The organism is Serratia quinivorans, from assembly GCF_946227985.1.
GTDB lineage: Bacteria > Pseudomonadota > Gammaproteobacteria > Enterobacterales > Enterobacteriaceae > Serratia > Serratia quinivorans_A.
In genome coordinates this window covers 1,036,405-1,050,142 of record NZ_CAMKGL010000001.1, presented here as the reverse complement: position 1 = coordinate 1,050,142, position 13,738 = coordinate 1,036,405, and the positions used below count along the sequence as shown (strand labels likewise).

Annotated in this window: 15 protein-coding genes; 12 read left to right on the top strand and 3 right to left on the bottom strand. The window is 56.4% G+C overall.

Annotated features, from left to right (window positions below; all coding sequences use genetic code 11):
• The first annotated feature begins 20 nt into the window (after positions 1-20).
• The 5 genes from OCH02_RS04940 (at position 21) to OCH02_RS04920 (ending at position 3,901) form a co-directional block, all read left to right on the top strand.
• Positions 21-1,181: a branched-chain amino acid ABC transporter substrate-binding protein gene (locus OCH02_RS04940; RefSeq protein WP_261430146.1), complete on the top strand. Its 1,161-nt coding sequence runs from the start codon at positions 21-23 to the stop codon at positions 1,179-1,181.
• 29 nt (positions 1,182-1,210) lie between these two features.
• Positions 1,211-1,702 carry an L-2-amino-thiazoline-4-carboxylic acid hydrolase gene (locus tag OCH02_RS04935; RefSeq protein ID WP_261430144.1) on the top strand — a complete coding sequence of 164 codons (492 nt, stop codon included), beginning with the start codon at positions 1,211-1,213 and terminating at the stop codon, positions 1,700-1,702.
• A complete protein-coding gene (locus tag OCH02_RS04930; RefSeq protein WP_261430143.1) occupies positions 1,699-2,925 on the top strand; it encodes a Zn-dependent hydrolase in 1,227 nt (408 codons plus the stop codon). The genes OCH02_RS04935 and OCH02_RS04930 overlap by 4 nt, the downstream gene beginning before the upstream one ends.
• Positions 2,926-3,016: 91 nt before the next feature.
• Positions 3,017-3,364, top strand: a complete 348-nt coding sequence (locus OCH02_RS04925; protein WP_012145284.1) for an ArsR/SmtB family transcription factor — start codon at positions 3,017-3,019, stop codon at positions 3,362-3,364.
• Between the two features lie 3 nt (positions 3,365-3,367).
• The gene (locus tag OCH02_RS04920; protein WP_112362886.1) at positions 3,368-3,901 is read left to right on the top strand and encodes an SRPBCC family protein; all 534 of its coding nucleotides are present in this window, start codon (positions 3,368-3,370) and stop codon (positions 3,899-3,901) included.
• Here the strand turns inward: OCH02_RS04920 and OCH02_RS04915 are convergent, their stop codons facing one another.
• A complete protein-coding gene (locus tag OCH02_RS04915; protein ID WP_261430142.1) occupies positions 3,902-4,930 on the bottom strand; it encodes a transporter in 1,029 nt (342 codons plus the stop codon). It lies immediately after the preceding gene.
• 204 nt (positions 4,931-5,134) lie between these two features.
• On the opposite strand from OCH02_RS04915, the gene OCH02_RS04910 reads away from it, so the two are divergent.
• The 4 genes from OCH02_RS04910 to OCH02_RS04895 all read left to right on the top strand — a co-directional run bounded on the left by OCH02_RS04910 (position 5,135) and on the right by OCH02_RS04895 (position 9,790).
• Entirely contained in the window at positions 5,135-6,745 is a 1,611-nt protein-coding gene (locus OCH02_RS04910) for an inorganic phosphate transporter (protein ID WP_261430141.1), read from the top strand.
• A gap of 26 nt (positions 6,746-6,771) precedes the next feature.
• Positions 6,772-7,686: a polyphosphate kinase 2 gene (ppk2, locus tag OCH02_RS04905; protein ID WP_261430140.1), complete on the top strand. Its 915-nt coding sequence runs from the start codon at positions 6,772-6,774 to the stop codon at positions 7,684-7,686.
• Positions 7,687-7,828: 142 nt separating this feature from the next.
• Positions 7,829-8,662 (top strand): D-alanyl-D-alanine endopeptidase, encoded by an 834-nt coding sequence (gene pbpG, locus OCH02_RS04900; protein ID WP_261430138.1) that lies wholly within the window; start codon positions 7,829-7,831, stop codon positions 8,660-8,662.
• A 156-nt stretch (positions 8,663-8,818) separates the two neighbouring features.
• Positions 8,819-9,790: an LLM class flavin-dependent oxidoreductase gene (locus tag OCH02_RS04895; protein ID WP_261430135.1), complete on the top strand. Its 972-nt coding sequence runs from the start codon at positions 8,819-8,821 to the stop codon at positions 9,788-9,790.
• Between the two features lie 10 nt (positions 9,791-9,800).
• Here OCH02_RS04895 and OCH02_RS04890 read toward each other — a convergent pair whose 3' ends face one another.
• Positions 9,801-11,105: an aminotransferase class I/II-fold pyridoxal phosphate-dependent enzyme gene (locus tag OCH02_RS04890; RefSeq protein ID WP_261430134.1), complete on the bottom strand. Its 1,305-nt coding sequence runs from the start codon at positions 11,103-11,105 to the stop codon at positions 9,801-9,803.
• Positions 11,106-11,173: 68 nt separating this feature from the next.
• Here OCH02_RS04890 and OCH02_RS04885 point away from each other — a divergent pair, with 68 nt between their 5' ends.
• From OCH02_RS04885 to pdxY, 3 genes are read left to right on the top strand one after another with little or no spacing between them, the layout of a single operon-like run.
• On the top strand, positions 11,174-11,428 hold the full coding sequence (locus OCH02_RS04885; RefSeq protein ID WP_261430133.1) for a hypothetical protein: 255 nt from the start codon (positions 11,174-11,176) through the stop codon (positions 11,426-11,428).
• Positions 11,425-12,141 (top strand): glutamine amidotransferase, encoded by a 717-nt coding sequence (locus OCH02_RS04880; protein WP_261430132.1) that lies wholly within the window; start codon positions 11,425-11,427, stop codon positions 12,139-12,141. The genes OCH02_RS04885 and OCH02_RS04880 overlap by 4 nt, the downstream gene beginning before the upstream one ends.
• Positions 12,142-12,981 carry a pyridoxal kinase gene (gene pdxY, locus OCH02_RS04875; RefSeq protein ID WP_261430131.1) on the top strand — a complete coding sequence of 280 codons (840 nt, stop codon included), beginning with the start codon at positions 12,142-12,144 and terminating at the stop codon, positions 12,979-12,981.
• 42 nt (positions 12,982-13,023) lie between these two features.
• Here pdxY and OCH02_RS04870 read toward each other — a convergent pair whose 3' ends face one another.
• Complete coding sequence (locus OCH02_RS04870) at positions 13,024-13,737, bottom strand: flagellar brake protein (RefSeq protein WP_261430130.1); 714 nt, start codon at positions 13,735-13,737, stop codon at positions 13,024-13,026.
• Position 13,738: the final 1 nt, after the last annotated feature.

The window sequence follows — 13,738 nt, the reverse complement described above, 5'->3', positions numbered from 1 at the left end:
AACCACACCGGGAGTTTTAGATGAGCAAGATAACTCGCTTCAAGCCGTTGGCGCTGGCCGCCGCCGTTCTGGTCAGCCTGGGCGCGACATCGCCGGCTCAGGCCGATGAAACTATTCTGATCGGGCTGGCCGGTCCGCTGACCGGCCCTTCTGCCCGTATTGGCAAGGATTTGGAAAATGGCGCACAGTTGGCAATCGCCGATGCCAACGCCCAGAAACCGACGCTGAAAGGCAAGCCGGTCACCTTTAAACTGCTGTCCGAGGACGATCAGTCAGACCCACGCACCGCCGTTGCGGTAGCCCAGCGCCTGGTGGACGAAGGTGTCGCCGGCGTAGTCGGCCATTGGAACACCGGCACCAGCATCCCCGCGGCACGCATTTACCACGACGCCGGTATTGCTCAGGTCGCACCGGTCGCCACTGGCCACGGCTATACTCAACAAGGGTTCGATACCAGCTTCCGCGTAATGGGCCATGACGATGACGGCGGTCATTATGCCGGCGACTATGCGGTGAAGGTGCTTAAGGCCAAGCGTATTGCGGTCATCGACGATCGCACCGCGTTCGGCCAGGGGCTGGCAGATGAGTTTATCAAGTCGCTGGCGGCTCAGGGCGTACAACCGGTAGCGCGGGAGTATGTCGACGACAAGACCGTTGATTTCAGTGCGGTACTGACCACCGTGCGCAGCAAAAACGCCGATTTGATCTTCTTCGGCGGCGTGGACTCGCAGGCCGCCCCGCTGGCCCGTCGCATCAAACAGCTGGGGATGAACACCCAACTGATGGGCGCGGGTGGTTTTGTCAGCCAGACTTTCCTGACGCTGGCGCAGAAAGAAGGTGAAGGCGTGGTGGCACTTGAACCGGGCCTGCCGCTGGAACAGATGCCCGGCGGCAAAGCCTTTGAGCAGGCCTACCGTGACCGCTACAAAACCCATATCGAACTGCATGCGCCGTTCGCCTACGACGCTACCCGGGTATTGATTGCCGCCATCGAGCAGGCGGGGTCTGCCGATCCGGCCGATTATCTGCCGAAGCTGCGCGCCATCCATTATCAGGGCGTCACGGGCGTCATTGCATTCGATGCACAGGGCAACCTGCAGCAGCCGAGCTTCACCCTTTACCGGGTGGTTGACGGCAAATGGCAGCCGCAAAGCGTACTGGGCGGCGCCAAAGCACAATAACGATCTGCAAAGCAGTGAGGAGCAAGGCAATGAGCGAAGCAAAAAACGAATTGGGTATTCTGGCCCGGCGCCGGATAGAGGCGGAAATCATCAAGCCAATCTACCAAATCCTGGTGCGTGAGATCGGTAAAGAGCGAGCGCAAGCGGTGATTGGTGAAGCCATCGAGAACGCGGCCATTGAGGCCGGTAAAAACTTTGCCGCACAGGAACCGAATGGCGCTGATTTGCAGAGTTTCGCCGCCTTGCAATACCTGTGGGAAAAAGACGATGCGCTGCAGGTGAAGGTGATCAACCAGGACCCGCAGCATTTCGACTATAACGTCACCCGCTGCCGTTATGCCGAGATGTACCACCAGATGGGGCTAGGTGAAATCGGCCACCTGCTGTCCTGCGCCCGCGACAGTCAGTTTATCGTCGGCTATGCGCCGGATGTCGAACTGCAGCGCACCCAGACCATTATGTCCGGCGCGTCCTGCTGCGATTTCCGCTACACCGCCAAATCGCAGGGAGAGAAAGAATGACGCATCAGGTGAATGGCGAACGCCTGTGGCAGAGCCTGCTCGACATGGCACAGTTCGGTGCAATCCCGAAAAACGGCGTCACCCGCCTGGCGCTCAGCGAAGAGGACCGTCAGGCACGCGACCAATTGCGTGACTGGGCGCAGGCAGCCGGTTGCAGTGTACGGGTCGATCGGATGGGTAATATGTTCTTGCGTCGCGAGGGTACCCGCCCGGAGTTGGCACCGGTGATCACCGGTTCACACGTTGACTCCCAGCCCAACGGCGGCCGTTTTGACGGTATTTATGGCGTGTTGGCCGGTCTGGAAGCGATCCGCACCCTTAACGATCGCCAGATTGCCACCGAGCGAGCGCTGGAAGTGGTCAACTGGACCAACGAAGAAGGCGCACGTTTCGCCCCGGCGATGATTTCCTCCGGGGTGTTTGCCGGGGTGTTCGACCTGGCTTACGGCCTGTCACGCAGCGATGCACAAGGCATCAGTATCGGAGAGGCGTTACAGCAGATTGGTTACGCTGGTGAACACACCGTGGGTAATATGCCGATCCACGCCGCCTTTGAGCTGCATATTGAGCAAGGCCCTATCCTCGAAGCGGAAAACGTTGAGATTGGCGTAGTGACCACCGCGCAAGGTCAACGCTGGTATGAGCTGGAAATCACCGGTTTTAGTGCCCATGCCGGTACCACACCGATGGATCGCCGCCGTGACGCCCTGCTTGGTTTCGCCACCCTGGTTACGGCAGTCAACACCATCGGCAACAATTTCATGCCGGATGCACGCGCCACTGTAGGTATGGCACAAATTACCCCCAATTCTCGCAACGTGGTGCCTGGCAAGGTGTTCTTTAGCGTTGAGTTTCGTCACCCGCAGGAGGCGGTACTGGAACAGATGGAACAACAGCTGTTGGCAGCGGTGGCCGAGGTCGGCACCCAGGGGCTGAACGCCAGTGCCGAGCGTATCTTCCAGTATCAACCGATACGTTTTGATCAAGGCTGTATCGACAGCGTCCGCCAGGCGGCGCAAGCGCTGGGATATTCACACCGCGATATGGTTTCCGGTGCCGGTCACGACGCCTGCTACCTGAGTCAGGTGGCCCCCACGGCGATGATTTTTATTCCCTGCGTGGACGGTATCAGCCACAACGAACTGGAAAACATTTCGCCTGCGTGGGCGACCGCCGGTGCCAACGTGCTGCTTAACGCGCTGCTGGCGCAAACCCGCGCCTGACCCCGCGGCCCCGGTGGTTCTACCGGGGTCTGGAAAAAAAATATTCAACAAACTGGTTGAATATTAGCCCGCCTGTTCTATATTCAACCATATGGTTAAATTATCTTCCTCACAGCTGGACGCCATTTTTCGTGCACTTTCCGACCCAACGCGGCGCGCCATACTGCGTGCGTTGGCCGGCGGTGAGCACAGCATTGGTGAACTGGCCGCGCCGCTGCAGATGTCGTTTGCCGGCGCATCCAAGCATATCAAAGCACTGGAGCTTGCTGGGCTGGTGCAGCGTACCGTGCAGGGAAGAAACCATATCTGCCGGCTTGAACCCGAGCCAATGGCGCAGGCCATGCAATGGCTGAAAACCTACGAGCATTTCTGGACAGAGCGGCTGGACGCGCTGGAAATAGCGCTGCTGCAGCCCGAACCGAATCCTCCCAAGGAGTGAACTATGAACGACTACGGCATGATTATTGAAACCGGCACGCTGCGCATTCAGCGGCTGCTGCCCGGCCCAATCGAACGGGTCTGGGCCTATCTGACGGAATCCGACAAACGCGCCACCTGGCTGGCCGCCGGCGATATGAAGCTGGAAAACGGTGCCCAGGTTGAGCTGGTGTTCCGCAATTCCGACTTGACCGGTGAGCATGAACAAACGCCGGCCAAATATAAAAACCTCGGTTGCAGCGTCAGCAACGTCGGCCATATCACCTGCCTGTTCCCGCCGCGGCTGCTGAGCTTTACCTGGGCGGAACAGGGGCAGAACCGCCCTTCCGAAGTGACCTTCGAATTGACCGAACAGGGTAACGCGGTACTGTTGACAGTGACCCACCGTCGTCTGGCTAACCGTGACGAAATGCTCAGCGTGGCCGGCGGCTGGCACACCCATCTGGATATTCTGGTCGACCGTCTGCACGACCGGCAACCCCAACCCTTCTGGAGTACCCACGCCAGGCTGGAAGAAGAGTACCGGGCCAGACTCTAATCACCCTTCATCCCGGCGTCTGAATGCCAGATAGCCGGTCACCAGCGTAAAGCCGCCGACCAGCAACACCAACAGGATAAAACCGTGGTGATTGCTGGCCAGCGGGATCCCGCCCACATTCATACCGAAGAAACCGGCAACGATATTGATCGGCAACGCCAATACGGTGATCACCGTCAGGGTGTACAGCGTGCGGTTGTTCTGCTCCATCTGCTTGGCGCCAATCTCCTCTTGTAACAGACGAATTCGCTCGGTCAGACTGGCAAGGTCGTTCAATACCACGGTGAACTCTTCGGTGAACTGACGTAAATCCTGCACCACGTCGCGGCTCAGCCAGGTCGGCGGCCGATTCAGTAAACGAAACAGCGCCGCCGGCTCCGGTGCCAACAGGCGTTGAAAACGCAACAACATGCGACGCATGCGCCCCAGTTCGGTACGGTTACGCTTCACATGATTGCTCAACAGGCGATCTTCAATGGTGTCGACATACAGGTTGGCCTGACGAACCACCTGCTCCAGCACCTCTTCCTGTTCTTCCAGCAGGTGCGCCAACAGCTCGGTAGAGGATGCCAGTTGCAGCGGCCCCAGACGGCCCAGCAACCGCTCAATCAGACGCAGCGGTTTGTGCCTTGCCGTGACCACCAGCCCGCTACGGCAGTACAGCCACAGCGTGGCAATCTCTGGATTGTTCTCTTTGGGGTGAAAAATGACGTCGTTGAGCACCGCAAACAGATCATCGCCCTGGCGCTCAATGCGTGTGGTATGGGAGCCGTGACGAATTTCGTCAAAGAAAAATTCGGAAATGGCAAAGTGGTTTTTTAGCCATTTTTCCGCTGCCGCATGGTTCAGGTTGAGATGTAACCAGATGAATCCCTCCCCCGGTAACAACGCCTGGTACGCCTGGCAAGCCTGCTGCGAAGACACAGGCTGCGGCGGCTCTGCCGTACGGAACACGTGACCGTAAATCAGCCCGGTAACCTCATCATCAAAATCAAGTTTGTGTAGCTTTTCCGCAACCGTTTGAGCCATAAACCTTTATCCTGAATAACCGCACTGATTAATTAATTGGCTTTCGTCTTTATATCAATCTTTAAATGACAACGTTAATTATTTTCACTTTTCCCGATGATTAATATTAGCGTCATAAAAAAGTCACATTATTTCCCAATACTTTGATGGCAGCACTGTACAACATCGTCAGTATTCTAATGAAGTCTATCGGGAAGGTCCTTTATGAGCGATAACAGCGCCGTTCAGGCAGGTGTACCAACCGCGTCCAGCCTGCCAAAAATCTACCAAAAGAACAGTCGACTCACTGTTCTTTTTTTTGTTTTTTTATTAGTACTGGGGATAGCTTTTGCCGGAGTGAATTTATTTAACGACGTTAGCGATGCCGGTGCGGTATATACCAGCTACCTCCCGTTCCTTTTATTGGGGTTAGCGTTGCTGATTGCGCTGGGCTTTGAATTTGTTAATGGTTTTCATGATACCGCCAATGCGGTAGCCACCGTTATTTATACCCATTCATTGTCGCCCATGGTGGCCGTGGTTTGGTCAGGGTTCTTTAACTTTCTCGGCGTGTTGCTCTCCAGCGGGGTGGTGGCGTTCGGCATCATTTCGCTGCTGCCGGTTGAGTTGATCTTGCAGGCCGGTACCGGCAATGGCTTTGCCATGGTTTACGCCCTGCTGTTCTCGGCAATTATCTGGAACCTCGGCACCTGGTGGCTCGGGCTGCCGGCCTCCTCGTCTCATACCCTGATTGGTTCAATCATCGGCGTTGGGGTAGCCAATGCGCTAATCCACGGCCGCACCGGCACCAGCGGTGTCGACTGGGGCCAGGCGATCAAGGTGGGCTACGCCTTGTTGCTTTCACCAGTGATCGGTTTTGTGTTTGCCGCCCTGCTGCTGCTGGCGCTGAAAGTCTTCGTCAAGAATCGTCAGTTGTATACCGCCCCCAAGAATGACTCGCCGCCGCCGCTGTGGATCCGCGGTTTGCTGATCCTCACCTGTACCGGGGTTTCCTTTGCCCATGGCTCCAACGACGGGCAAAAAGGCATGGGTCTGATCATGCTGATCCTGGTCGGGACCATGCCGATCGCTTACGCGCTGAACCGCTCAATGCCGCCCGAGCAGATTCCACGCGTCGCGGCACTGGCGGAGGTCACCAAAAACCAACTGCTGAGCCAATTCCCGCCGGTCAGCCAGACACCGCCGCGCGATGTGCTGACCGGCTATGTGCGTACCAGTGAACTGACCGCAGAAGTGGTCCCTGCGCTGGCACAGCTGACCGGGGCCATTGGCGATCAAATACGCCAGTACGGTTCGGTCGACAAAATTCCTGCGCAGGCGGTTTCCAACACCCGTAATGATATGTATCTGGCATCGGAGGTGATTAAACACCTGAAGTCGGAAAAACAGCTGCAAATATCCGCTGACTCGCAGCGCAATCTGGACGCACTAAAAAGCGACCTGGACAGCGCCACCCGCTTTATTCCGTTCTGGGTCAAGGTGGTGGTCGCTATAGCTCTGGGGTTGGGCACCATGGTCGGCTGGCGGCGCATCGTGGTCACCGTTGGCGAGAAGATCGGCAAAAGCCATCTGACCTATGCCCAGGGGGCCAGTGCCGAACTGGTGGCGATGACCACTATCGGTGCGGCGGACATCTTTGGATTGCCGGTCTCCACCACCCACGTTCTGTCATCCGGCATTGCCGGTACCATGGCGGCCAACCGCTCCGGCCTGCAAATGTCCACCCTGCGCAATCTGCTGATGGCCTGGGTGCTGACGCTGCCGGCCTCGGTGCTGCTTTCTGCCGGGCTGTACTGGATTTTCACCCATTTCTAAAACCGGGCTAACACGGAGAATTAATTATGGCCATGCATGAATTTGACCGCGACGAAAGTTTTAACCAACGCCTGTTGCAAGAGTTTTACGACAGTTACGACGAAGAGCTGGAGATGGAACTGGACGACCTGCGCTTTGACGATAGCGAAGTGGACAGTGACCAGAAGAAAGCCTGGCGTAAACAGTATTTCCGCGAACTGCTGCGCCTGCAGGGGGAACTGGTCAAACTGCAGGACTGGGTGATGCGCACTGGCCACCGGCTGGTGATCATTTTTGAAGGCCGCGACGCCGCCGGTAAGGGGGGCGTGATTAAACGTATCACCCAGCGCCTGAATCCGCGCACTTGCCGCGTTGCCGCGCTGCCGGCACCAAACGATCGCGAACGCACCCAATGGTATTTCCAACGCTTTATTGCCCACCTGCCGGCGGCAGGCGAGATGGTGCTGTTCGATCGTAGCTGGTACAACCGCGCCGGAGTAGAGAAAGTGATGGGCTTTTGCGACGACGAGGAATATGAAGAATTTTTCCGTAGCGTGCCGGAGTTCGAGAAAATGCTGACGCGCAGCGGCATTCAAATCGTCAAATACTGGTTTTCTATCACTGACGATGAGCAGGAACTGCGCTTTCTCAGCCGCATCCACGATCCGCTAAAGCAATGGAAGCTTAGCCCGATGGATTTGGAGAGCCGTCGCCGTTGGGAAGACTACACCGAGGCCAAAGAAGTCATGTTAGCGCGGACTAACATTCCTGAAGCGCCATGGTGGGTGGTCCAGGGCGTCGACAAGAAAAAGGCACGCCTGAACTGTATCCGCCATCTGCTTGAGCAACTGCCGTACGAAGAGGCGGAAAGCAATGTCATCACCCTACCGCCGCGTAAACGCAGCCCGGATTACAACCGCCACCCGGTGCCCGATAATATGGTGGTGCCTGAAGTGTATTGATTTATCCAGGGAGGCAGTAAAACGCCTCCCTGACCCCTGTCGGATTCTCATCCCGTTACAACGCCACCCTATTTTCTCCACATTTGCTGTGCAGACTCTTGGCAATATTCATTCACCTGTCAGGATCATAGTCACCTCTGCCATGTCTTTATTTAATTCCCTCATCCGTTTTCCCGCACGCCGCTTTGGCGCCATTTTGATTCTTACCCTGCTGTTCATTCTGCCCGCAGCACAAGCCGCGGCACCGCTGGCGCTGTACTCGAAATCGGTATTGGTGGTCAATCAACGTACCGGGAAAATCCTGTATCAGAAACAAGCCAACCGGGTGCAGCCTATCGCCTCGCTAACCAAATTGATGACTGCCATGGTCGCGCTGGACAGCAAGCGTCCGCTGGGCAACAGGATGATGGTCACCGCCGCCGACCGTGATTTGTTGAAGAAAACCCACTCGCGCCTGACAATCGGCTCAACTCTCAGCCGCCGTGACATGCTGCACATCGCATTGATGTCGTCGGAAAATCGCGCCGCTTCGGCGCTGAGTCGCCACTATCCCGGGGGGCGTAAAGCCTTCGTGGCGAAAATGAATCAGAAAGCGCGCACCATTGGCATGAAACACGCCCGCTTCTACGATCCAACCGGACTGACACCGCGCAATGTTGCCAGTGCCAATGACCTGCTGAAAATGGTTAATCACGCCTATCGTTATCAGACCATTCGCCGTTTCAGTACCGACAAACAGCAAATCGTGCGTCCTGGCCGCGGTCAATTGGTCTACCGTAGCTCCAATGGACTGATCAACAATCCCGCCTGGAAAATCCAGTTGCAAAAGACCGGTTTCACCGACGAAGCCGGACACTGTCTGGTGATGCGTACCCTGATTAAAGGGCAGCCGGTGGTGATCATCCTGCTCGGCTCGAAGCAGCGCTACGGCCACTATAAAGACGCCATGCGCCTGAAAGCCTGGCTGGAATCCTGATCTGTTTCAGGCGCGTTAATCACGCGCCTCTTTACCGCTCTGAGCATATCTAAATCCGTTTTTTATCAATGGAATATCCTATCTCAAATCAATATTAAGCCTGTGGGACTGAGCATGGTATTTGTCATCAATAAATGATGATAAAGGAGCAGGAAAATGGCTTATGCCCTGAGCGTGTTGGAAAAAAGTCCGATTGCCGAAGGAGAGAGCGCCGCCCAGGCGCTGACGCGCACGCTGCATTTGGCGCAGCAGGCGGAAATTTGGGGTTACCGTCGTTTTTGGCTGGCCGAGCATCACAATACCGCGCAGCTTGCTTGCCCTTCCCCCGAAGTGCTGATCGCTTATTTACTCGGGCAAACTTCCCGCATCCGCATTGGGTCCGGCGGGGTCATGCTGCAACATTACAGCGCCTATAAGGTGGCGGAAAACTTCAATTTGCTGGCGACACTGGCACCGGGGCGGGTCGATTTGGGGGTGGGTAAAGCGCCCGGCGGGCTGCCGCTCTCTACTCAGGCGCTGCAGGCCGCCCACGATCAGCAGAATAAACCGGACTTTCCGCAGCAGCTTGCCCAGCTCAACGCCTACCTTAATGATGACGCGCAACCCGGCCTGAGTGCCACACCGCAACCGTCGCAGCCAGCACAACGCTTCCTGCTGGGGGCCAGCAAAGAAAGTGCCCAACTGGCTGCAGAACACGGCTGGGCCTTTGTTTTTGCCGCGCAGCTCAATGGTAACCCGGACGATATTCAGCGCGCACTGGCTCATTACGCCGAGCAAAGCGGCGGGCGCAAAGCCCTGCTGGCCGTCGCGGTCATCGTCGCCGATACCCCCGATCAGGCTCAGGCGTTGGCCGCCGGGATCCAGCAATACCGGGTGCATGTGACCGGCGGACAAAGCGTGACGGTCGGCAGTATTGAGCAGGCAGAGAGTTATGTTCAGCAGGCCGGAGCTACCGATTACCGTATTGAACCGCGCGAAAGCCACATCCTGCTCGGCACTGCCCAGCAGGTACGGAGTCAGTTAGATCAATTGCAGCAGCAATATGGCGTGGAAGAGTTTGTGATAGACACGCCGATCAGCGAGCCAATCGCTCGTTTGACCTCTTTGCAACTGTTGGCGCAGGCCTGAGCCTGCCCAATCAGTTCACCACGGCACCAGCGCCGATCGCCACGGCCAGATCCTGAGCCACTGCTTCTAACTGCTCCGACCCAAGGTTGGCCAGGCTGACACGGATCGCCGGGCCGCTTTTCAGGCGGAAGGGTTCACCGCCCTGCACCAACCAGCCGCGCTGTGCCATGATTTGGCTGGCGGCGGCTTCTGAACGCACCGGCAGCCAGATATGTATCCCTTCACCCGGCGGTAACCGCGAGCCGGTCAATTCTTGCACCCGCTCTGTCAACCCGTCTCGTCGTTGCTGGTAAGTTTGCTGCGCCCGCGCCAGCAAACCATCACGCTGCGCCTGCATCCATAGTTTGGCGGCAATTTGCTGCAAAATATGACTGACCCAGCGTTCGCGGATGTATTGATCTGCACGCATTGCCTGCAACAGTTGCGGCTTGCCGCAGGCCAGCGCTATGCGCAGATCCGGACTGAGAAACTTACTCAGTGACAGCACATACAAACCCTTGTCTGCAGAAAACGGCAAATTCAGTGGCTGCTGCGATAGCGGCCCCCAGAAGTCATCGACAATCGCCAGACAACCCGGATTTTGGGTCAGAAACTCACGCCAGTCATTGGCACGAGTAGCGCTAAGCGACATACCGGTGGGGTTCTGTGCGCGTGGCGTCAGGATCACTGCACACCCCTGCATACCCGCATCCTTTTCCGGCAGACGACAACCTTGTTCATCCACCAGCAACGGCAAGGGTTTGAGACGCAGATGCCGCAGCAGCGTCAATAACGGTGGCCAGCAGGGATCTTCCACCCACACCGAGGCCCCCGGTGCCGCATGGCTGCGCAGCGCCTTTTCGATGGCATCCAGCGCCCCGGAGAACACCGCCGTCTCACCCAGTTCCGCCCCCTGTTGGCTCAACCAGTCACCGGCAAGCTGGCATAGCGCCGGTAAATCACCGCTGATGTCATAGCCACTCTGCTGTGGGAAGACGTCGGTCGCATTCAGCGACAGTGCCGGTAGCAAGGTTCCATCCAGATTGCCGCTGGCCAAATCACGCATGCCTTCGGGTACCAGCCGAACACTGCGTACCGCCATCAGGGGTTGCGGTAGTACCTGAGTACCGGCCCGCCCGCGGGTAGCGACCAACCCGGCATCGCGTAGTTTGGCATAGGCGCTGGCAACGGTATTGGGGTTGACTCCCAACTCGCCGGCCAGTTGACGCACCGGCGGCAACAGGTCACCCGGCTGTAAATCCCCCTGCTTGATCTGCGTGCTGATCTGTTCAGCAATCTGGACAGCGCTGCCGCCTTTTGCATACAATGAACCCATACATAAAACCTTTTTGTATTAGTTCAAAACAGATTACCTGTTTGGAACGGAAAAGTTAAGGGGTAAAGATGGAAAAACATTACGTACTCGATATTCAACACGATGGCAAAGCTTTCGCCCGCTTGCAGATGTTCACCCCCTGGGCCGGCGACCAATTGCAGCAGGCCCAGGCGCTGTTTCCGTCGGAACAGGGCTACCGGTTGCATATCAGCCAGGTCAAGGAGCGTCGGATAGTTTATCAAAGCGGCATTGGCGGTATCACCATCCTGGGCGATACGCTGGAACTGGAACCTTATCCCCTTGGCACGGAGGTGCAGCCATGAAGAAAGTTGTTGCTATCAGACATGTGAATTTTGAAAACCTCGGTATCCTGGGTTCACTGCTTTCACTACGGGGCTATCAGATTGATTATTACGATGCGGGCCGTGACGATATACGCGCCATCAATAATGAGGAAACCGACCTGTTGGTAGTGCTTGGCGGGCCGATCAGCGCGGCGCAACATTTTGCCGGCCAGCAGCACTATGCGTTTCTCAATGATGAATTAGCACTGGTAACACAGCGGCTGGAGCAAAAACGGCCTACGCTGGGTGTCTGTCTTGGCGCACAGGTGATGGCTCAGGCACTGGGAGCCAAGGTGGTTTCGCTCGGCGTAAAAGAGATCGGCTTCGAGCCGTTAACGCTCGTAGAGCATGAAGACTCAGTGTTGACGCCCCTGGGAACAACACCCGTGCTGCATTGGCACGGCGATATGTTTATGATCCCAGAGGGCGCGACCTGCCTGGCCGGTACCGAAGTTTGTCCTAATCAGGCATTTGAGTATCAGGATTTCGCTCTTGGGCTACAGTTCCATCTGGAGGCCGATCATCAGGATCTGGAACGCTGGCTGGTGGGCCATGCCTGCGAGCTTGAGTTGGCCGGTATTCTGCCACAGCGTTTGCGCCAACAGGCCGCTCGCTACGGTACAGAATTAGAACAGCGCGCCCGTCAGGTGTTTGCGCGGTGGCTGGACAAAATCGAATCAAGGAAGTTATAGATGCAACAGGTTTCTCAATTACAACCGCCGCAGATTGATGTGATCAGTATTCAATCGCAGGTCGTGTACGGCAGCGTCGGCAACGGTATAGCCTATCGCACCCTGTTGAAAAAGGGGCTGGAAGCGCTACAAGTGCCCAGCGTGCTGTTCGGCTGCCCACCCTATTATGGCGCGCCCAGCGGTGGCGTAATTCCGGCCGAGTGGTTCAGCGGCTTTCTCGAGGATTTACTGACCCGCGGCGTAATGAAACGCACCCGCGCGGTGATCATCGGTTATCTGGGCGACGTTGGCCAATGTCATTTTCTACACACCTGGCTACAGCGCGTGCGCGCTATCAATCCGCAGATAAAAATTTATATCGACCCGGTGATGGGCGATTACGGTGAAGGCGTTTACGTGGATGAGCGTATCGTCAGTTGTTATCGCTCGCCGTTTTTGCAACTGGCTAATGGCCTCACCCCCAACGGTTTCGAACTGGAGCAGCTTTGCGGGCATCCGTTAACCAGCCGAAAACAAACGCAGCATGCCGCACAGGCGTTATTGAATGACACTACCGAGTGGGTACTGGTGACCAGTGCGCCAGGCGTGGCGGAAAATGACGATCAGATTGGCTTACTGTTGGTCAGCCACGACAAGGTGCAAAGCTATACCCACCCCAAGATTCAGTCGAAGGTAAAAGGCACCGGTGACATGTTCGCCGCATTGCTGGTCAGCCATTTGTTGCACGGCAAAAATCTCAATAGTGCAATCCTGACCGCCAGCAGTGAGGTCTGCGATGTGCTGACTGAAGCGGAGCATTTCGGTTTGGAGGAAATCGGCAGCCTGCGTGCCTTGAAATAGAACGTAGTGACGGGGCAGCCTGCTGCCCCACTGGTTCTCTATTTAGCGTTTTTTCTTTTTATTGAAATCCAATTCGAAAGCAAACACTGCGCTCTGAATTTTTCTTTCCATTGCCAGGCCCAGTTTCATAAAACGGCACGACAGGCGCGAGAAGTGCACCATGTTGTCGTCGTCATCGAGTTCGTGATCTTCATTGATCACCACCAGTTCCATATTGACCTTGAAACTGCCGTAGCTGCCGAGATCCAACAAGGCCTTTTTAAACTGAAAACCGGGCTGGAGGTTTTCCGGCAATGGGCCGTCAACTCGTAAACCAACGCCCCCGGCAGACAGGTCGTGGATCCTCAACCGGTACTCACTGCCATCGGCATATTCGCCGCTGCAGAGAAACTCACGCCAGTGGGGGGTCGTGACACGAAATTGACGGCGACGCTGGATGTAAACCAGTTCTTTCGGCAACCGGGTTGAACAGGCGTTAACCCCTTGATGGTCAGTAAACTCGGCTTGACCTACTGAGAACTCGATCTTCGCGTCGTGACTTTCAATCACAATGGTACATTCGCCGTCGAGCTTCGTGTCCGCCTCATCGCCGCTGAAAACAATCTTATCCGGTCCGACGCTCAACAGCAGACTTTGAAACTGCTGCTGTTCATTGACCACTTTCAGTGGCGTGCGCTGTTTACAAATTTCACGCAGTATCGCCAGTACTTCGAAACGCTCCTGCTTGATAAACAAACCGTTATCATTCTGCTCCACT